Raw genomic sequence first — 18,332 nt, 5'->3', positions numbered from 1 at the left:
CCCGTTCGACAGCAAGTTTTTCAGGTTTTTTCAATTTAGGGACGCATAACGCCATGCTACTACCTTGGCTGATACTTTTCCCCTTCATTGGCGGTCTGCTGTGTTGGCAAAGCGAGCGATTCGGTACTAAGGTACCGCGCTGGATTGCCGTGATCTCCATGGGGCTGACACTGGCGCTCTCCCTGCAGTTGTGGTTGCAGGGAGGTTATTCACTGGTTTCGGCGCAGGGGCTGCCCCAGTGGCAATCTGAATATGTGCTGCCGTGGATACCGCGCTTCGGCATTTCATTCCATTTGGCGCTGGACGGGCTGTCCTTGCTGATGGTGGTGCTGACCGCGCTGCTGGGGGTGCTGGCCATTCTCTGTTCCTGGCGTGAAATTCAGCGCTACCAGGGATTCTTCCACCTTAACCTGCTGTGGATCCTCGGCGGCGTCATCGGCGTGTTCCTGGCTATCGACATGTTCCTGTTTTTCTTCTTCTGGGAAATGATGCTGGTGCCGATGTACTTCCTGATCGCCCTATGGGGACATCGGGCATCGGATGGTAAAACCCGTATCGCCGCCGCCACCAAATTCTTCATCTACACCCAATCCAGCGGTCTGGTGATGCTGGTGGCCATCCTGGGGCTGGTGTTCGTCCACTACAACGCCACCGGGGCCTGGACCTTCAACTACGAAGATCTGCTGCATACCCCCATGTCTTCCACGGTGGAATATCTGCTGATGCTGGGATTCTTCCTGGCCTTTGCGGTGAAGATGCCGGTGGTGCCGCTGCACGGCTGGCTGCCGGACGCGCACAGCCAGGCGCCTACCGCCGGCTCCGTCGACCTGGCGGGCATACTGTTGAAAACCGCGGCCTACGGCATGCTGCGCTTCAGCCTGCCGCTGTTTCCCCATGCCTCCCACGAATTCGCCCCCATCGCCATGTGGCTCGGGGTAATAGGTATTTTTTACGGTGCCTGGATGGCGTTTGCCCAGACCGATATCAAACGCCTGATTGCCTATACCAGCGTGTCCCATATGGGGTTCGTGCTGATAGCGATTTACAGCGGCAGCCAACTGGCCTATCAGGGCGCGGTGGTGCAGATGATTGCCCATGGCCTTTCCGCCGCCGGGATGTTCATCATCTGCGGACAGCTTTATGAACGCCTGCACACCCGCGACATGCGTCAAATGGGCGGCCTGTGGGGCCGGCTGAAGCTGATTCCCGCCCTGTCTTTGTTTTTTGCCGTGGCGACCCTGGGCATGCCGGGTACCGGTAACTTTGTCGGTGAATTTCTGATCCTGTTCGGCAGCTTCCCGGTGGTGCCGGTTATTACGGTGATTTCCACCTTCGGCCTGGTATTCGCGTCGGTTTATGCGCTGATTATGATGCAGCGCGCTTATTACGGTCCGGCCAAATCCCCTGATATCCTGCCGGGTATGACGATACGAGAGCTGTCAATCATCATGCTGCTGGCGGTGCTGTTGGTATTGCTGGGAATTTTCCCGCAGGCGGTACTGCAGACGTCGCAGGCGGCAATGAGCAACGTACAGCACTGGTTCTCGATAAACGAAGCTGGTTCAACTTTTACAACAACAAGGCCGTAATTCGCCATGACAATAACTCCTCAACAACTGATCGCACTGTTGCCGCTGTTGATCGTCGGATTGACGGTGGTGGTTGTGATGCTGTCCATTGCGTGGCGACGCAACCATTTCGTCAACGCCACCCTGACGGTCATCGGCCTCAATGTGGCATTGCTTTCACTCTTTTTCGTCGGCCAGGCTGGCCCCATGGACGTCACGCCGCTGATTCGGGCGGACGGTTATTCGATGTTTTATACCGCGCTGGTGCTGTTTGCCAGCCTGGCAACCAGCACCTTCGCGTATCCCTGGCTGGCGGGCTATCCCGGTAACCGCGACGAGTTTTATCTGCTGGTATTAATCGCCGCCACGGGCGGCATACTGCTGGCGGGGGCCACGCATCTGGCGTCCATGTTCCTGGGCATCGAGCTGCTCTCGCTGCCGCTGTTCGGCCTGATTGGCTACGCCTACCAGCAAAAACGCCCGTTTGAAGCCAGTATCAAATATACCCTTCTGTCCGCCGCCGCATCGTCCTTTCTGCTGTTCGGCATGGCGCTGGTGTATGCGGATACCGGCAGCCTGTCATTTGTCACCCTGGCTCGCCAGCTTAGCGGGGCCATGTTGCAACAGCCGCTGCTGCTGGCGGGACTGGGCATGATGATTGTGGGTGTCGGCTTTAAACTCTCACTGGTGCCGTTCCACCTCTGGACGCCGGATGTGTATCAGGGGGCGCCGGCGCCGGTGTCCACCTTTCTCGCCACCGCCAGCAAAGTGGCGATTTTCGCGGTGCTGATGCGTTTGTTCCTGTACGCGCCGGTCACCGACAGTGAGGCGCTGCGGGTGGTGCTGGGCATTATCGCTTTCTGCTCCATCCTGTTCGGTAACCTGATGGCCCTGGGGCAAAGCAATATCAAGCGGCTGTTGGGCTACTCTTCCATTGCCCACCTGGGTTATATGGTGGTGGGTCTGATTGCGGTTAACGCCCATTTGCTTTCCATGGAAGCGATCGGGGTCTATCTGGCGGGTTATCTGTTCAGCAGCCTGGGCGCCTTCGGTGTGGTCAGCCTGATGTCCAGTCCCTATACCGGGCCGGATGCCGATTCATTGTTCTCTTATCGCGGGCTGTTCTGGCATAAGCCTATTTTGTCGGCGGTGATGACCGTGATGATGTTGTCCCTGGCGGGTATCCCCATGACGCTGGGTTTTATCGGCAAGTTCTATATCATCGCCGCCGGTGTGAGCGCCCATTTATGGTGGTTGACCGGTACGGTGGTGTTAGGCAGCGCCATTGGCCTTTATTACTATCTGCGGGTGATGGTCAGCCTGTATCTTAGCCCGCCGGAAAGATTACGGCGGGATACCCCGAGCAACTGGGCGTTGACCGCCGGCGGGGTCGTGGTGTTGATCTCCTCGCTGCTGGTGCTGCTGCTGGGCATTTATCCGCAGCCGCTGATTGCCATTGTGCGGCTGGCGCAGCCGATTATGTAATGTGTTCCGCGCCTTCGGCGCGGACTTACGTTAGCACGTTCGGTGATAGTGGGCCTACCGAGCTGTGGGGCGCTCCGGCGGGCGAAAAACCACGCCCGCTTCGACCCCATCAGCACGGTCTCCCTTTAACAGGCTTGCTGCACGTTCGGTGATAGCGGGCCTAGCGTGCCGTGTGGCGCTCCGGCGGGCAGAAAAATCATGCCCGCTTCGACCACATCGGCGCGCTCTCCCTTTAACAGGCTCGCTGCACGTTCGGTGATAGCGGGCCTAGCGTGCCGTGTGGCGCTCCGGCGGGCGAAAAACCACGCCCGCTTCGACCACATCGGCGCGCTCTCCCTTTAACAGGCTCGCTGCACGTTCGGTGATAGCGGGCCTAGCGTGCCGTGTGGCGCTCCGGCGGGCGAAAAACCACGCCCGCTTCGACCCCATCAGCACGGTCTCCCTTTAACAGGCTCGCTGCACGTTCGGTGATAGCGGGCCTGCCGCATTCGGATACAATTCCCCGCAAAAAAAATTTGTTAAAAAAACCTTTATTGACCCTAATCATTGTTTATTAGTGCGGTTCGGTGATAATGCAAATAAATCTCATTGACGTTTGGTATTGGTTCAATGTTCACTTCTTTGCCGAAAATTTTGTTGTGTGCTTCGATCTGGCTGCTCGGTGTGACCTGCGCCTGGTCGGCTGATGATTACAAAGCCTGGATAACCGATATTCAGGGCCGTCTGGATACCACCGCTCAGCTTTACCAGCAGCAACAAAAAGATGCCGCGCGCCGCGAAGTGCAAATGGCCTATTTTGAGGTGTTTGAAAATCTCGAAGGACCCATTCGTATTAATACGTCGGCGCAGAAAAGTTATCAAATGGAAAGCGAGTTTGGCGAAATCCGGCAGATGATCAGCGACGGCAAGCCGCTGTCGGACGTACAGGCGAAAATTGACACCCTCAAAGGGGAGTTGACCGACGTACTGCCGGCATTGACCGGCGGTAAATCCCTGGTGGCCACCGCGCAAAACTCGGTCTACGGCAATGACAAAATCGCTTTTTATTGGCAGCAGCAATTCAAGGTGATTGACGATTTGCTGGCCAACGCGGTGACGCAATACCAGCAGGGTCAGTATGACGCCGCCAGCCAAAGCGTGCAGCAAGCCTATTTCCAGGGATTCAAAAATTCCGAAATGGAAATGTCGGTGCGTAATAACCTCTCTTTGCAGCAGGCCGCCGACATTAAGCAGCAATTCACCGATTTGGGTACCTTGGCGACGCAACCGGATCAAATGACCGCCGTGGCCTACAGCGACACCACCCTCTTGCAGAATATTGAAGATATGCTGCCGGGCTTGCCCACCACCCGTCCGGATCAACCGGTGTCTGCTCCAACAGCGGCAACGGCAGCCGCCGGCAGCGGGGCGGGCAGCACGGCCGCGGATACAGCGCCTGATGCCAACTGGCGGCAGGTGAGCGATGATATTAATTCCGCGGTTGCCGCCGCCATCGCCCAATACCGCGCCGGACAGGGGAAAGAGGGCATGCTGGCGATTCAGGATGCCTACTTCGATCATTTCGAAGGCAGCGGCATGGAGAATAAAATAGGCTCCCGCGACACTGCATTCAAAACCAGCCTGGAAGGCTATTTTACCCGCTTGGTCAGCCTGATGAAGGCCGGTCAGCCGGTGGGCCAGCTACAACAGCAGGCCGATGCCCTGAGCCAGGATCTCACTAAAGCGGTGGATATGCTGGGGGCCGGGCAGGAAAGCTCTTGGAGCCTGTTTATTTACAGCCTGCTGATTATCGTGCGTGAAGGGTTGGAGGCGCTGCTCATCGTGACAGCCATCATTGCTTACCTGGTGAAAAACAAGCATCAGGACAAGCTGCCGATGATCAACCAATCGGTGTGGGTGGCGTTGCTGGCCAGCCTGGTCACCGCGGCGCTTTTCCAGTGGATGTTCGCCAATTCCGGTGCCAATCGGGAATTGCTGGAGGGCGGAACCATGATGGTGGCGGTGGTGACCCTGTTCTTTATGAGTTACTGGCTGCTGTCAAAAGTAGAGGCGAGGCACTGGAAAGCCTACCTGGAAGGCAAGCTGTCGTTGTCCCTTACCAGCGGTTCCCTGGCCGGCCTGTGGTTCACCAGTTTCCTGGCGGTATACCGCGAAGGGGCGGAAACCGTCCTGTTTTACTACGCCCTGATTGGGGATTCCGCCGGCGTGACTGGACATATGTCCATCCTGGCCGGGTTCCTGGTGGGATGTGTCGTGCTGTTGCTGGTGTATGTGCTGATGCGTTACACGGTGGTGAAACTGCCGCTTAAGCCGTTTTTTATGTTTACCGGCAGTTTTATGTACTTGATGGCGTTTGTGTTTGCCGGTCAGGGAGTATTGGAGCTGATTGAAGGAAAATTATTCGAACCGACATTATTAAAGAATATGCCGCAAGTGAGTCTATTGGGAATTTATCCCTATCTGGAAACCCTGGCTCCGCAAGTGGTTTTGGTACTGGCCGCGCTGGTCGCTCTCTGGGTGATGCGTCGCCGTTCCCGTACCGTGATACCCGGACATGAAGCAGTGTAGAGCAATTTATAACAATTATACCCAATTGAAGTAACGGGTATTTACCCTAAATAATTCGAGTTGCAGGAAGGCGGCGACGCAGCGAATCCCCAGGAGCTTACTCAGGTAAGTGACTGGGGTGAGCGAGTAAAGCCAACGCAGCTGCAACTCGAATTATGACGGGTATGACTTGAGGATGAGGTAGATGATGATAAACAAAGGGTTGATAACCGCCATGGTTGTCACCAGCTTTATGGCCGCTCCGGCGGTATTGGCCGCCGAGCATCCGGCCGGTGAGCCTATCACCATGAACGGCATGGAAATCGCGGCGGTGTATTTACAGCCCATCGAGATGGAGCCTCGCGGCATGGGTTTGCCCGCGGCCAAGGCTGATGTCCACCTGGAAACCGATATCCACGCGGTGAAAGGCAACCAAAATGGTTTTGGCGTGGGTGAATGGATGCCTTACCTGACCATCAGTTTCTCCCTGGTGAACACCGATACCGGTGCGAAACAGGATGGTACATTTATGGCAATGGTGGCCAACGATGGTCCGCATTATGGTCAGAATGTGAAAATGATGGGCGTGGGTAACTATAAAGTGACTTTCCACATTGATCCGCCGCCGAAGGCCGGCCTGTACCGTCATACCGATGCTGAAACCGGCGTCGGCCCGTGGTGGAAGCCGTTCGACGTCAGCTACAATTTCAAATATGTCGGTCTGAAATAATACTCTCCAGTCACGACCGTCGCGGCGGTCGTGTTCTGTTTTCGTTGTCGCAGTGGCCTGCCGGACCACCGCATATGATGATTACCGGTTCTGAGTAGGCGTCATGGACTATTTTTTTGTTAGCGCGTTACAAGCTTTCCTGCCGGTGGCGCTGCTTTGTGGTTTAAATTGGGTCCGCCGGCCAACGCCTTCCCTGCGGGGATTGGTATGGGTAAATTTACTGGCCCTGGCGGCCGGTACCCTGGCGGGGGTGTACCTGCCCGCCAGCCAGACGCTTCAACTGACGCTGACCGTTCTGCAGGTGATTTTGCTGCTGTTGTTCCTGGCCAGTCAGTTCACTTTTTCTCATCGTATCGGCTATGGCTGGCAATTTCTGCTGGTAGCCGGTGCGGCATTGCATTGGGGCACCGATCCCAATCTCAGCGCCCTGACGTCCTCAGGGGTTATCAACACCGATTTATTGTTGAATCTCAGCGCGGTGGTGTTCGCCGTGGTGATATTGTCCCTGAGCGCGGTCATGACCAGCATGGTGGTGCGGCGGCTGGCGGCGTGGCGTTGGCCGCTGCTGATGGTTTTGTCTCTGCTGCTGCTGTTGCCCCTGTGCGGTGAGTGCGTCCTGCTGCTGATGAAGCTGGAGACGATCGGGCTGACGAAACCGCGCCTGAGTTTTGTCGCCCATGTCACCAACGGCGCGCCGTGGCTGAATTATTTCAGCGCCGGGGTGATGGTGATACTGCTGGCCGGTTACCTGCCGCTGCTGGTGCGCCTGCGTGGCGAGTATCGCGCCCAGGGGGTTGCCACCCTTCGCCGCAAAGGGATCGCGCATTATCGTGATGCCCGCCGTACCGCCGGCAGCCTGCTGGCGGCGGCGTTGCTGGTGGTGGCCGGCCAGCTTTACTGGGATTTGGTGGCGTCTCAGCCGCCGCGTTTATCGGAAGCGGTGGCGGTGACCCTCGCCGCCGACGGCCAAGTGCATATCCCGCTGCAACAGGTACGGGACGGCAAATTGCACCGGTTCGTCTGGGTGGCGGACGACGGTAAAGCGGTGCGTTTTTTAGTCATTAACCGTTATCCGGATCGTTTGCGGCTTGGGGTGGTCTTCGACGCCTGCCTGCTATGCGGCGATCAGGGCTATGTGATGGAGGGCAACCAGGTGGTGTGCGTCGCCTGCGGCGTGCATATCTTTATCCCTTCCATTGGTAAATCGGGGGGCTGTAATCCCATTCCCATCGCCGACTGGCATAACGATGATAAAGAGCTGACGATCGGCAAACCGGCACTGGTGGCGGGGGTCAATTTTTTTACCACCGTGATGACGCTGCATGTCGTCGACCCGGTGGACGGCAGCAAGCTGACCAATATCAAGGCCGAATACAAATACAGTTACGGCGGGAAAATGTACTTTTTTGCCAGCGAAGCAAACTATAACCGCTTCCGAGGGCAACCGACCCAATTCGTGCCGGCGGCCACCGGCAGTGACGCGGCGGAGGATTAGCGATGTTGTGGCGTATGTTGCGGCAGTCATGGTGTAAAAATATCCGGCGCAAATCGCTGGCGGTATTGACGGTATTCCTTGCCGCCGGGCTGATTTCGGCATTGCTGGCGGTCTCCATCGATATCGGCGACAAGATGGCGCGGGAACTGAAATCCTACGGCGCCAATATTCTGATCGAACCGGCGGGCCAGGCGGCGATGCCGGTGATGTTCGGCCAGCGCGCCGTGCCGTTATCCGGCGAGGACCTTATCGATGAGTCCGAACTGCCCAGTATCAAGGATATCTTCTGGCGTAATAATATTGTCGGCTTCGCGCCGCTGCTCAACGGTGAGGTAACGGTCAACAATACTCAGGTGCCGGTGCTGGGCACCTTTTTCTCACAGCCGGTAAACGTGCCGGATGAGACGGATTACCATACCGGGCAGGAAGTTATCAGTCCCTACTGGCGGGTGGCGGGGCAGTATCCCCAAGAGCCGGTGGCGGCGGGGCGGCAGCCGGAAGCCTTGATAGGCAAACAGCTCGCCCAGCGCAGCGGCTGGAAAACCGGTGACGTGTTAACCCTTAAGGGCGACCACGGAACGGTGTCGGTGCGCATCAGCGGCGTGTTGACCAGCGGCGGTGATGAAGAGGGCCGTCTGGTGATGCCGTTGGCGGTGGTCCAGCAGCTGTTGGGATTGACCGGCAAGGTGCAGGCGGTGCGGGTCTCGGCCCTGACAGTGCCGGAAAACGCACTCTCACGCCGGGCCCGGGATAACCTGGACGGCCTGTCGGCGGCGGATTATGACCGCTGGTATTGTACCGCCTTTGTCTCATCCATCGCCCATCAGCTGGAAGAGGCGATTTCCGGCTCGGTGGTGCATCCCATTTGGCAGGTGGCGGCCTCGGAAGGGGTGGTCATCGAGAAAATCCAGCTGCTGCTGGCGGTGGTGACGCTGGCGGCGCTGGCGGCCTCGGCCATGGGCATCGCCTCGCTGATGACCAGTACCATCATGGAGCGCGCCCGCGAAATCGGTCTGATGAAGGCGCTGGGCGCGCACCAGTGGCAAATCATGCTGCTGTTTTATCTTGAGGCGGTGATGAGCGGCGCCTTGGGCGGCCTGCTGGGCTGCGTTGCCGGCTGGGGGCTGGCGAAAGCCATCGGTATGATGCTGTTCGGCGTCCCGCTGAGCTTTGCCTGGGTGGTGGTGCCGTGCGTGCTGGTGATAGCGATTCTGATCGCGGTCATCGGCACCTGGTTCCCGGCGCGGCGCATCGGCAAGCTCTATCCGGTGGAGGTGCTGTATGGCAATTGATTGCGCGACCCACAAGCCGGCGGTGCGTAAATCCGCCTTCGGCAACTCCATGTTCTGGCTGCTGGTGGTGCGGGCGCTGAGACTTCGCCTGCAGCGGGTGGCGGTGGTATTCGCCGCCCTGACGGTAGGGGCGGCCATCGTCACCGCCATGGCGTCGGTGTATTTTGATATCAATGCCAAAATGAGCCAGGAACTGCGCACCTTCGGCGCGAATTTTTATCTTGGCCCCGGTCACGGCAACAGCCTGCCGGAGTCAATGCTGCAACCCATTATCGACGGTGCGCCGCCGGGGCTGATCAACGCCGCCAGCCCCTATCTGTACGGCATGGTGCGCACCGAACTGCAAAAAGTGGTGCTGATGGGAGTGTGGTTTGATTCCCTGCAGCAGTTGGTGCCTTACTGGCAGGTAAAAGGGGACTGGATCGGCGTCAATTTTGACGATCGCCATGCCATGATAGGCATTAAGCTGGCGGACATTTTGCACGTCAAGCTGGGAGATACAGTGACCCTGGTGGAAGGCAACAAACGCAAGGCTTTGCAAATCAAAGGCATCGTCGAAGCCGGCGATGCCACCGACAATATGCTGATTCTGAACCTGGATTTGGCGCAGGAGTGGTTGCACCAGCCGGGGGAAATCAGCGATGCCATGTTCAGCGTCAACAACGATCTCGGCCAGGTGGATGCTTTCGCCGGACGACTGCAGCGGCAGCATCCGGAGCTGGATGTGCGGCCGATCCTGAAGGTCTCGGCCTCGGAAGGCCAGGTGCTGGATAAAATCAAAGGCCTGATGGGATTGGTGTCGGCGGTGATCCTGATATTGTCGTCGTTATGTGTCAATACCACGCTGATGGCCATTGTGGGCGAACGTTCACGCGAGTTCGCCCTGCAAAAGGCCCTGGGGGCGAGCGCCCGGGATATTACCCTGCAAATGCTGGCGGAAACCGGCATTATCGCGCTGGCGGCGGTGATTTGCGGTGTGGCAATCGGTTTTGTGCTGGCGCAGGTCCTGGGGCATGCGGTGTTTAACGCATCCATTGCCCTGCGCGCCCCGGTTTTTCCGCTGACCCTGGTGCTGTCCCTGCTGGTGGCGGCTGTCGCGGCCATTGTCCCGGTGCGGCGTGCTTTGCGTGTCGTCCCGGCCCTGGTCCTGAAAGGAGAATAAATATGGCTTCAACCATCCGGTTGGTGCAACCGCAGCCCGCGGCGGATTTTGTCATCGAAACGCGGCACCTCTTCAAACGCTTTGGCAAAGTCACGGCGCTGGAGGATATTAATATCCGCATCCGCCGGGGTGAATTTGTCGCCTTTATGGGGGCCTCGGGTTCCGGCAAGACCACGCTGATGAATATCCTGACCTGCCTGGATACCGTCAGCGAAGGGCAGGTGCTGCTGGACGGCGTGGATGCCGCCGCGCTGGATGAAGAGGGGCGGCGCAATTTTCGCGCCGACAAGATAGGTCTGGTATTCCAGCAATTTCACCTGATTCCGTTTCTCACCGCGCTGGAAAACGTCATGCTGGCACAACACTATCACAGCGTGGTGGACGAACCCGCCGCCCGGGCGGTACTGGATCAGGTGGGCCTGGGGGCGCGGGTGGATCATTTGCCCAGTCAGCTTTCCGGCGGCGAGCAGCAGCGGGTCTGTATCGCGCGGGCATTGGTTAACGAACCGCCGGTTATTTTCGCCGATGAGCCTACGGGCAATCTGGATGAAGAAAATGAACAGCGGGTGCTGGATCTGCTGACGGATTTGCACCGTCAGGGCCGAACCATCGTCATGGTGACCCACAATCCTGAGCTGGGACGTTTTGCCGATCGCATCATCCGTTTGCAACACGGTAAATATTTAGGGGAGGAAAAGAATCATCATGAAATGGCGTCGCGCGGTTAATCTGTTTTGCCTGCTGGTGCTGGCGTCGGTTCTCGGCGGCTGCAAAGATCAGCAGCAGGTGGCCATCGGCGCCAAGGCCCCCTCCCTGGCCGCGTTCGATTTGCGCGGTCAGCCGGCGGCACTGGAAAAATGGCGCGGAAAACAGGTATATTTAACCTTCTGGTCAGCAGACTGCGGCGGCTGCGCGGCGGATTTGGCCGCCTTGCAAAAGCTAACCGATAGCTATGATCACGGGAACGGCAACGGTCTGGTAGTGGTGGCGGTGAATACCGATCCGCAGCAGACGGATCTCTCCCCGTTTCTCGGTCAGCTGCATCTGACTTATCCGGTGGTGCGCGATCAACTCGGCATCACCAAAGAGCGTTACCAGGTGATTGGCACCCCCACCTCATATCTTATCGACGGGCAGGGTAAGGTGGTGGAGGCGCATCAGGGCATGCAGGGTGAACCTGCGCTGGCGGCGATGTTCCGTCAGGCGCAACAAGGAAAATCATGAGAAAAATCATTTCTGCCGCGCTGCTCTGCTGCGTGGCGCTGCCGGTCTTCGCCGCCGCCGACGGGGCGCAAAAATACAATCAGACCTGCGCCGATTGCCATGGCCGCAAGGCCGACCGGCAGGCGTTCGGCAAGGCGCCGCCGTTGATATCCCTGTCCCGCGATCAACTGATATCCGGCCTTACCGACCGCCGGGACGGCAAGATCGAGACCAGCGGCGCCGAGCATCAGGCCAAAACCACCCTGACCGATCAGGATATCCAGGGACTGGCGGATTATATCCAAACGCTTAAACATTGACAGCGTTCATAGCGGGTTGATTTTAAGAATGATCCGGCTGCAAATGTTCCTCGGTTATTGAAATACTTGACTATAGTTATAGCGTCGGTCTTTCATCAGAACACGGAGAACAGTTATGGTAAACCCAACAGATCCTATTCAACCGCATGAAACGCATGCGGATGACGACGTGCAATTGTTGTCCGATACCCTGGAAGAAGTTTTGGCCTATTCCGGCGATAAGGCGGACCAAAAATATGTTGAGTTGAAGACCCGCGCCGAAGCGGCTCTGGACGAGGTCAAGAAACGCATCAGCCGTGCCTCGGATAATTATTATTATCGTGCCAGGCAGGCGGTTTACCGCGCCGATGAATACGTTCAGGAAAACCCCTGGCACGGTGTCGGTATCGGCGCATCGGTAGGCCTGGTGTTCGGTTTGCTGCTGGCCCGTCGCTAATGTTCCGCCGGCTGGCTGAAAGGGCCAGCCGCAATCCTGCAAATCGATGCATATCTATCAGCATTCCTTTCGTTTTTGTCATGACCGACCCTATAATCCATACTCATATAATTAGCTAATATACCCAATAGCTTTCGAGTCGCCGCCTTAGTGCAACTTGAAAGATAAAGGGAATAATTATGCGGGTGCTTATGCTGCCGTTACTTCAATCAGCGCTCCAACAGCATATGGACGAGGGGAATATTCCCGACGTGCCGGGGGTTTATTCCATCAGTCTGTCCTGGACGCCCGGCGTTAATCCGCCCATGCTGGATTGGCTGAACGCTTTGCCGCTGTACCCCCAATGTTATTGGCAGCATCGCGACGGTGAACTGGAGACGGCGGCCTGCGGCGGCGTAAAGGTGTTTGACCGCCTGGCGCCGGCACAGGCCTTTTTAGCCGCCCATCCGGCCCGTCCCACGCTGCGCCTTTGGGGTCTGAACGCGTTCGGCAGCGGAGAGGGCGAACCGGAAAGCTATCTGTTTTTACCCCGGCTCACCTGGCAGCGCGACCGGCAATCCCATCAGCTCATCCTCAATCTGGCCAGCGACACCTCGCTGCTGGAGGATGCGCGGCGCTGTGCCGTCCAATTGGATGCATTGGCCCGGCTGCCCGCCGCCGTACCCCTCGACCCTTTTGCCGCCCATGAAATCAGCGCCGCGCACCAGCCCGGACGTCCCCAGTGGCGGGAGGTCATCGCCCAGGCGCTGTCGGCCCTGCGTCGGCAGCAGTTCGCCAAAGTGGTCCTGGCGCGCCGTACCCGCCTTGAACTCAGGGGTAACCTGTGTGCCGCCGCTCTGATGGCCGCCAGTAAGGACGTTAATCATCACTGCTATCATTACATGCTGTGCTGGTCTCCCCGGCAGGCGTTTCTGGGGTCAAGCCCGGAGCGGCTTTACCGTCGGCGGGAAAACCGGCTCGATACCGAAGCGCTGGCGGGCACCGTTGCCGCCGGCGGGCCTTCGTCATCCGCCGCCCAGTTGGCGGACTGGCTGATGAACGACGATAAGAATCAGCGGGAAAACCTGCTGGTGGTGGACGATATTTGCCAACGGCTGCATCCGGCGGCGCTCTCACTGGACGTCACGCCGCCGGAGGTGATAAGCCTGCGCACCGTGCAGCACCTGCGGCGGACCATCATGGCGCAGCTCAACTGCCGGGACGACGCCCGCTGTTTGTCACTGTTGCAACCCACCGCCGCGGTGGCCGGGCTGCCCCGTGACGCCGCCCGGCGCTTTATAACCGACCATGAGCCGTTCAGACGGGAGTGGTATGCGGGTTCGGCGGGGTATCTTTCCCTTGCGCAGTCGGAGTTTTGCGTCTCCCTGCGCTGCGCGCGGGTGGAAAATCAATCCGCCTGGCTGTACGCCGGGGCCGGCATTGTGGAAGGATCCGACGCGGATCAAGAGTGGCGGGAAATTGAAAATAAAGCCGCCGGCATGCGTACCCTGTTCGCCGCCGGGCCGTCTGAGCCGCCGGGATGAGCCAATGCCGTTTTATATCAACATCCCGTCGGCGGTACTTGTCTATAATGGCGGCTTGCCGGATGGCGGGGAATACGTAACCTGTCCCTCTTATGCTCTGACCGCCGTGGCGGGACGGGTTTTTTTATACCCTTGATACGGTTTTCTTTCATGACAAAAAACGCTATGCCCGACGCGTCTTCAGCCGAATTTAACCGGCATTGGGCCAGAGTAGTACTGGAAACCCTCACCCGCCACGGCGTGCAGCATATCTGTATTGCGCCCGGATCCCGTTCCACCCCCCTGACACTTGCCGCCGCCGGTCATCCGCGGTTGACTCGTCATACCCATTTCGATGAGCGCGGACTGGGGCATCTGGCCCTGGGGTTGGCTAAATCCACCGGCGGCCCGGTGGCGGTCATCGTCACCTCCGGCACCGCGGCGGCCAATCTCTACCCGGCGCTGATTGAAGCCAGCCTCACCGGCGAAAGGCTCATTATGCTCACCGCCGATCGGCCGCCGGAACTGATAGACTGCGGCGCCAATCAGGCCATCCGCCAGCCCGGTTTGTTTGCCGGTTTTGCCGGTCAGTCGATAAATCTGCCCCGTCCAACGCCGGATATCCCGGCGAGCTGGCTGGTGTCCACCCTCGATCAGGCATTGTCCGCCCGCGAAACGGTGCATATTAATTGTCCGTTTGCCGAACCCCTGTACGGATCGGAAGAGGACGACGAGGACCCCTGGTCGTCGGCGCTGGGGGCGTGGTGGCGGGATAACCGTCCCTGGCTGGCGGTATCCCATCCGACGGACGCCCACACCGTGCCGGTGGATGACTGGGACGGCTGGCGCCGGCGCAAAGGAGTGATTATCGCCGGGCGTTTGTCGGCCCGTGAAGGGGTTAGGCTGGCGGAATGGGCCGCCGAACTCGGTTGGCCTCTGATTGGAGACGTGCTGTCGCAAACCGGCCAGCCGCTGCCGTTTGCCGATTTATGGCTGGCGGATCCCGCCGCGGGGCAGTGCCTGCAACAGGCGGAACTGGTGATCCAGTTCGGCGGCAGCCTGACCGGCAAGCGCCTGCTGCAATGGCAGGCGCAGTGCCGGCCGCAGGAATATTGGCTGGTGGATCCGCTGCCGGGCCGTCTGGATCCGGCCCATCATCGCGGGCGACGTTTACATTCAGCCATCGGCGCCTGGCTGGACAGCCATCCTCCACGGGCCCATTCCTTGCCACATTCCTTGCCACATTCCTTGCAAAAAGAAGAGCCCTGGGCCGCGCCGCTGGAGGCCCTAAGCCGCCGGGCACAGCGCCATATCCGGGCGGCGATGACCGATTCCCTGGGTGAAGTGGAACTGGCGCACCGTTTGGTGGAATTGCTGCCCGCCGACGGCAGGCTGTTCCTGGGCAATAGCCTGGCGGTGCGGCTGGTGGACGCCCTGGGGCAATTGCCGGCGGGATATCCGGTATACGGCAACCGCGGCGCCAGCGGTATTGACGGTTTGCTCTCCACCGCCGCAGGCGTGCTAAGGGGCGGCGATCGGCCTCTGCTGGCTCTGGTGGGCGATTTATCGGCGCTGTACGATCTCAATGCCCTGGCGCTGTTTCGCCAGACCACCGCGCCGGCGGTTATTCTAGTGGTCAACAATAACGGCGGCCAGATATTCTCCTTGTTGCCGACGCCCGAAACGGTGCGGGAACAATATTACGTCATGCCGCAGCAGGTGGAGTTCCGCCATGCCGCGGCGTTGTTCGGCCTGCATTATGCCCGGCCGCCGAATTTTTCCGCGTTGAAAAGCTGCATGGCCGATGCATGGCGGCAGCCGACGGGCGGCGCCGCCACGTTGATTGAATTGGCGGTGCCGGCCCATGAGGGTGCCGATCGGTTCCGGAGCCTGGTGGCCGGGATGGCGGCGGTATGAAGTGGTGGGTGAATCGTCTGCGGCCCGGTGAAGCCGGGCGGCCCTGGCTGGTGTGGCTGCACGGTCTCCTGGGCAGTGGCGATGACTGGGCGCCGGTGTTACCTTATTTTGATGCCTGGCCGCTGGCGGTGCTGGATTTGCCGGGCCATGGCGCATTTTGCTCCATGCCGCCGGAAAGTTTCGACTCCGTATCCCTGGGACTGACGCAAACCCTGGCGTCCCTGGGCATCGAACACTATATTCTTATCGGCTATTCTCTCGGCGGCCGTATCGCCTTTTACCATGCCTGCCGGGATCGTCCGGCGGGATTGCGCGGGCTGTTCGTGGAAGGGGCGCATCCGGGGCTGGACAATCAGGCCGATCGGGATGACCGCCTGCGCCATGATCGCGCCTGGGCGCAACGTTTTGCCCAGCAGCCCCTGTGGCAGGTACTGGACGACTGGTACCGGCAGCCGGTATTCGGTGATTTGTCCGACCCACAGCGCCGGGAGCTGGTGGCGCTGCGCGGCCATAATCAGGGCACCGCCATCGCGGCCATGCTGGATGCCACTTCTCTGGCGCGCCAGCCTGATTTTCTGCCGTCGCTACAGGGCTTGACCCTGCCTTTCGGCTATCTGTGCGGCGAGCGGGACGGTAAATTTTCCGCGCTGGCACGGCAGGGGGCCTTACCCTGTTCCCTGGTGCCCGGCGCCGGCCATAATGCCCACCGGGCCGAGCCGGCGGCCTTTGCCGCGGAACTTTTATCCTTGCTTGCACCGTTATATTAAAGGAAGGTTTTATGCTTAAACCCAGTGAAGAACAATGGTATGCCCCGGTGGACTGGCACGATTGCAGCGGTGACTTTGTGGACATCCGCTATCAGAAATCCGCCGACGGCATCGCCAAAATCACCATTAATCGTCCCCAGGTGCGTAACGCCTTTCGCCCGCTGACGGTTAAGGAGATGCTCCAGGCCCTGGCGGACGCCCGCTATGATGAAGGGATCGGGGTGATTATTCTCACCGGTGAAGGGGATTTGGCGTTTTGCTCCGGCGGCGATCAGAAAGTCCGGGGTGATTATGGCGGTTACAAAGACGATAGCGGCGTGCATCACCTGAATGTGCTGGATTTCCAACGGCAAATCCGGACCTGCCCGAAACCGGTGGTGGCGATGGTGGCGGGTTATGCCATCGGCGGCGGCCATGTGCTGCATATGATGTGCGATCTCACTCTGGCGGCGGACAACGCTGTTTTCGGCCAGACCGGTCCACGGGTGGGATCTTTCGACGGCGGTTGGGGAGCGGCCTACATGGCCCGCATCGTCGGCCAGAAAAAAGCCCGGGAAATCTGGTTCCTATGCCGCCAATACGACGCCCGGCAGGCGCTGGACATGGGGCTGGTGAATACCGTGGTGCCTCTGGCCTCCCTGGAGAAGGAAACTGTGCGCTGGTGCCGGGAAATGCTGCAAAACAGTCCCATGGCGCTGCGCTGCCTGAAGGCTGCCCTCAATGCGGATTGCGACGGCCAGGCGGGGCTGCAGGAGTTGGCGGGCAATGCCACCATGCTGTTTTATATGACCGAAGAGGGCCAGGAAGGCCGCAACGCCTTTGTGGAAAAACGCCAGCCGGACTTCTCCAAGTTCAAACGGAACCCCTGATGCGCCGCGGGACACTTTTGGGCTATAGCCTGCCGCTGCATGCCGGCGTGGTGCTGCGCGGGCAGCGGCTGTCGCAGCGCACCGGTCTGGTGGTGCGCCTTGAGCAGGATCACCGCACCGGCGAAGGGGAGATTGCGCCGCTGCCCGGTTTCAGCGGGGAAACGCTTTCTCAGGCCGCCGATGCGGCGCTGCTGCTTATCCGACGCTGGGTGGCCGGTGCGTGCATCCTGACGGACCTTGACCCGTCGGACGGAGCGCAGGCCAGGCAGCCAATACCGCCCTCGGCGGCATTCGGTCTCAGCTGTGCCCTGGCGGAGCTGGAAGAAAGCCTGCCGACCCAAGCCCCTTATCTTTCGGTGCCCTTATGCGGCGGCGACAGCGCTGAATTTATCCGGCGTTTGAGCGCCCCGGGGGATAACCCGCTCGCCAAGGTCAAAGTGGGCCTGATGGACGGCAGGGAAGAAAGCCGGAGGGTGAACAGCATGCTGGCGGCGCTGCCCCGGCTGCATTTACGCCTGGATGCCAACCGCAGTTGGACCGCCGCCGCCGCCGCCGGGTTTGCCGAGAGCCTGGACCCCGCGCTCAGCGGGCGAATCGATTTTATTGAGGAACCCTGCGCCACGCCCGCCGAATCCCTGGCGTTTTCCCGTGGCACCGGCATTGCCATCGCCTGGGACGAAACGGTGCGCGAGGGGAATTTTTATCCCTGTCCCCAGCCGGGCGTGGCGGCGATTATCATCAAACCCATGCTTACCGGCAGCCTGGAGCGCTGCCGGCGTTTAATCGACGGGGCGCGGCAGGCGGGTTTAACGGCGGTAATAAGTTCTTCCATTGAATCGAGCCTGGGCCTGACACAACTGTCCCGGCTGGCGCACTGGCTGACCCCCGGCGTTACGCCCGGATTGGATACACTCTCGCTGCTGGGGGCGCAATTGCTGCGGCGCTGGCCCGGCAGTCCATTGCCGTTGCAGTCCCCCGGGGAATTGCAAATCATCGCCCGTGTCACCTAATGGGCTGTTTACTTGATGAATCTTCCTTC

General features: G+C 59.5%; 16 protein-coding genes. All 16 read left to right on the top strand.

The features are described from left to right. The first annotated feature begins 53 nt into the window (after positions 1–53). Positions 54–1,589, top strand: a complete 1,536-nt coding sequence (gene nuoM / locus HB631_RS03560) for an NADH-quinone oxidoreductase subunit M (protein ID WP_213989793.1) — start codon at positions 54–56, stop codon at positions 1,587–1,589. A gap of 6 nt (positions 1,590–1,595) precedes the next feature. Beyond that, positions 1,596–3,053: an NADH-quinone oxidoreductase subunit NuoN gene (nuoN, locus tag HB631_RS03555; protein ID WP_213989792.1), complete on the top strand. Its 1,458-nt coding sequence runs from the start codon at positions 1,596–1,598 to the stop codon at positions 3,051–3,053. Between the two features lie 609 nt (positions 3,054–3,662). Then, the gene (locus tag HB631_RS03550; RefSeq protein WP_213989791.1) at positions 3,663–5,621 is read left to right on the top strand and encodes an FTR1 family protein; all 1,959 of its coding nucleotides are present in this window, start codon (positions 3,663–3,665) and stop codon (positions 5,619–5,621) included. Between the two features lie 184 nt (positions 5,622–5,805). Next, positions 5,806–6,330 carry an iron transporter gene (locus tag HB631_RS03545; protein ID WP_213989790.1) on the top strand — a complete coding sequence of 175 codons (525 nt, stop codon included), beginning with the start codon at positions 5,806–5,808 and terminating at the stop codon, positions 6,328–6,330. 103 nt (positions 6,331–6,433) lie between these two features. Next, positions 6,434–7,825, top strand: a complete 1,392-nt coding sequence (locus HB631_RS03540) for a Fe-S-containing protein (RefSeq protein ID WP_213989789.1) — start codon at positions 6,434–6,436, stop codon at positions 7,823–7,825. Positions 7,826–7,827: 2 nt separating this feature from the next. Next, positions 7,828–9,117: an ABC transporter permease gene (locus tag HB631_RS03535; protein ID WP_213989788.1), complete on the top strand. Its 1,290-nt coding sequence runs from the start codon at positions 7,828–7,830 to the stop codon at positions 9,115–9,117. 49 nt (positions 9,118–9,166) lie between these two features. Then, positions 9,167–10,279, top strand: coding sequence for an ABC transporter permease (locus HB631_RS03530; RefSeq protein ID WP_213990127.1), 1,113 nt, complete (start codon positions 9,167–9,169; stop codon positions 10,277–10,279). A gap of 2 nt (positions 10,280–10,281) precedes the next feature. Continuing rightward, positions 10,282–11,007: an ABC transporter ATP-binding protein gene (locus HB631_RS03525; protein ID WP_213989787.1), complete on the top strand. Its 726-nt coding sequence runs from the start codon at positions 10,282–10,284 to the stop codon at positions 11,005–11,007. Then, positions 10,985–11,503 (top strand): TlpA disulfide reductase family protein, encoded by a 519-nt coding sequence (locus HB631_RS03520; protein WP_213989786.1) that lies wholly within the window; start codon positions 10,985–10,987, stop codon positions 11,501–11,503. The genes HB631_RS03525 and HB631_RS03520 overlap by 23 nt, the downstream gene beginning before the upstream one ends. Further along, the gene (locus HB631_RS03515) at positions 11,500–11,802 is read left to right on the top strand and encodes a c-type cytochrome (RefSeq protein WP_213989785.1); all 303 of its coding nucleotides are present in this window, start codon (positions 11,500–11,502) and stop codon (positions 11,800–11,802) included. The genes HB631_RS03520 and HB631_RS03515 overlap by 4 nt, the downstream gene beginning before the upstream one ends. Positions 11,803–11,917: 115 nt before the next feature. Then, positions 11,918–12,238, top strand: a complete 321-nt coding sequence (gene elaB, locus HB631_RS03510) for a stress response protein ElaB (RefSeq protein ID WP_213989784.1) — start codon at positions 11,918–11,920, stop codon at positions 12,236–12,238. Between the two features lie 179 nt (positions 12,239–12,417). After that, a complete protein-coding gene (menF, locus tag HB631_RS03505) occupies positions 12,418–13,761 on the top strand; it encodes an isochorismate synthase MenF (protein ID WP_213989783.1) in 1,344 nt (447 codons plus the stop codon). Between the two features lie 150 nt (positions 13,762–13,911). Beyond that, positions 13,912–15,657, top strand: a complete 1,746-nt coding sequence (gene menD / locus HB631_RS03500; protein WP_255556796.1) for a 2-succinyl-5-enolpyruvyl-6-hydroxy-3-cyclohexene-1-carboxylic-acid synthase — start codon at positions 13,912–13,914, stop codon at positions 15,655–15,657. Next, positions 15,654–16,424, top strand: coding sequence for a 2-succinyl-6-hydroxy-2,4-cyclohexadiene-1-carboxylate synthase (gene menH, locus HB631_RS03495; RefSeq protein WP_213989782.1), 771 nt, complete (start codon positions 15,654–15,656; stop codon positions 16,422–16,424). The genes menD and menH overlap by 4 nt, the downstream gene beginning before the upstream one ends. 11 nt (positions 16,425–16,435) lie before the next feature. Then, on the top strand, positions 16,436–17,293 hold the full coding sequence (gene menB, locus HB631_RS03490; RefSeq protein WP_213989781.1) for a 1,4-dihydroxy-2-naphthoyl-CoA synthase: 858 nt from the start codon (positions 16,436–16,438) through the stop codon (positions 17,291–17,293). After that, positions 17,293–18,303: an o-succinylbenzoate synthase gene (menC, locus tag HB631_RS03485; RefSeq protein WP_213989780.1), complete on the top strand. Its 1,011-nt coding sequence runs from the start codon at positions 17,293–17,295 to the stop codon at positions 18,301–18,303. The genes menB and menC overlap by 1 nt, the downstream gene beginning before the upstream one ends. The last annotated feature ends 29 nt before the right edge of the window (positions 18,304–18,332 follow it).

The organism is Sodalis sp. dw_96 (genome assembly GCF_018449575.1).
In the GTDB taxonomy this organism is placed as follows: domain Bacteria; phylum Pseudomonadota; class Gammaproteobacteria; order Enterobacterales; family Enterobacteriaceae; genus Acerihabitans.
This window is presented reverse-complemented; position numbering and strand designations above follow the sequence as displayed.

What these genes read in the sequence shown, in the direction of transcription:
- nuoM (WP_213989793.1), top strand. Translation starts at nt 54, where the DNA reads ATGCTACTACCTTGGCTGATACTTTTCCCCTTCATTGGCGGTCTGCTG.
- nuoN (WP_213989792.1), top strand. Translation starts at nt 1,596, where the DNA reads ATGACAATAACTCCTCAACAACTGATCGCACTGTTGCCGCTGTTGATC.
- HB631_RS03535 (WP_213989788.1), top strand. Translation starts at nt 7,828, where the DNA reads ATGTTGTGGCGTATGTTGCGGCAGTCATGGTGTAAAAATATCCGGCGC.
- HB631_RS03540 (WP_213989789.1), top strand. Translation starts at nt 6,434, where the DNA reads ATGGACTATTTTTTTGTTAGCGCGTTACAAGCTTTCCTGCCGGTGGCG.
- menH (WP_213989782.1), top strand. Translation starts at nt 15,654, where the DNA reads ATGAAGTGGTGGGTGAATCGTCTGCGGCCCGGTGAAGCCGGGCGGCCC.
- menB (WP_213989781.1), top strand. Translation starts at nt 16,436, where the DNA reads ATGCTTAAACCCAGTGAAGAACAATGGTATGCCCCGGTGGACTGGCAC.
- HB631_RS03525 (WP_213989787.1), top strand. Translation starts at nt 10,282, where the DNA reads ATGGCTTCAACCATCCGGTTGGTGCAACCGCAGCCCGCGGCGGATTTT.
- HB631_RS03530 (WP_213990127.1), top strand. Translation starts at nt 9,167, where the DNA reads ATGTTCTGGCTGCTGGTGGTGCGGGCGCTGAGACTTCGCCTGCAGCGG.
- menD (WP_255556796.1), top strand. Translation starts at nt 13,912, where the DNA reads ATGACAAAAAACGCTATGCCCGACGCGTCTTCAGCCGAATTTAACCGG.
- elaB (WP_213989784.1), top strand. Translation starts at nt 11,918, where the DNA reads ATGGTAAACCCAACAGATCCTATTCAACCGCATGAAACGCATGCGGAT.
- menC (WP_213989780.1), top strand. Translation starts at nt 17,293, where the DNA reads ATGCGCCGCGGGACACTTTTGGGCTATAGCCTGCCGCTGCATGCCGGC.
- HB631_RS03515 (WP_213989785.1), top strand. Translation starts at nt 11,500, where the DNA reads ATGAGAAAAATCATTTCTGCCGCGCTGCTCTGCTGCGTGGCGCTGCCG.
- menF (WP_213989783.1), top strand. Translation starts at nt 12,418, where the DNA reads ATGCGGGTGCTTATGCTGCCGTTACTTCAATCAGCGCTCCAACAGCAT.
- HB631_RS03545 (WP_213989790.1), top strand. Translation starts at nt 5,806, where the DNA reads ATGATGATAAACAAAGGGTTGATAACCGCCATGGTTGTCACCAGCTTT.
- HB631_RS03520 (WP_213989786.1), top strand. Translation starts at nt 10,985, where the DNA reads ATGAAATGGCGTCGCGCGGTTAATCTGTTTTGCCTGCTGGTGCTGGCG.
- HB631_RS03550 (WP_213989791.1), top strand. Translation starts at nt 3,663, where the DNA reads ATGTTCACTTCTTTGCCGAAAATTTTGTTGTGTGCTTCGATCTGGCTG.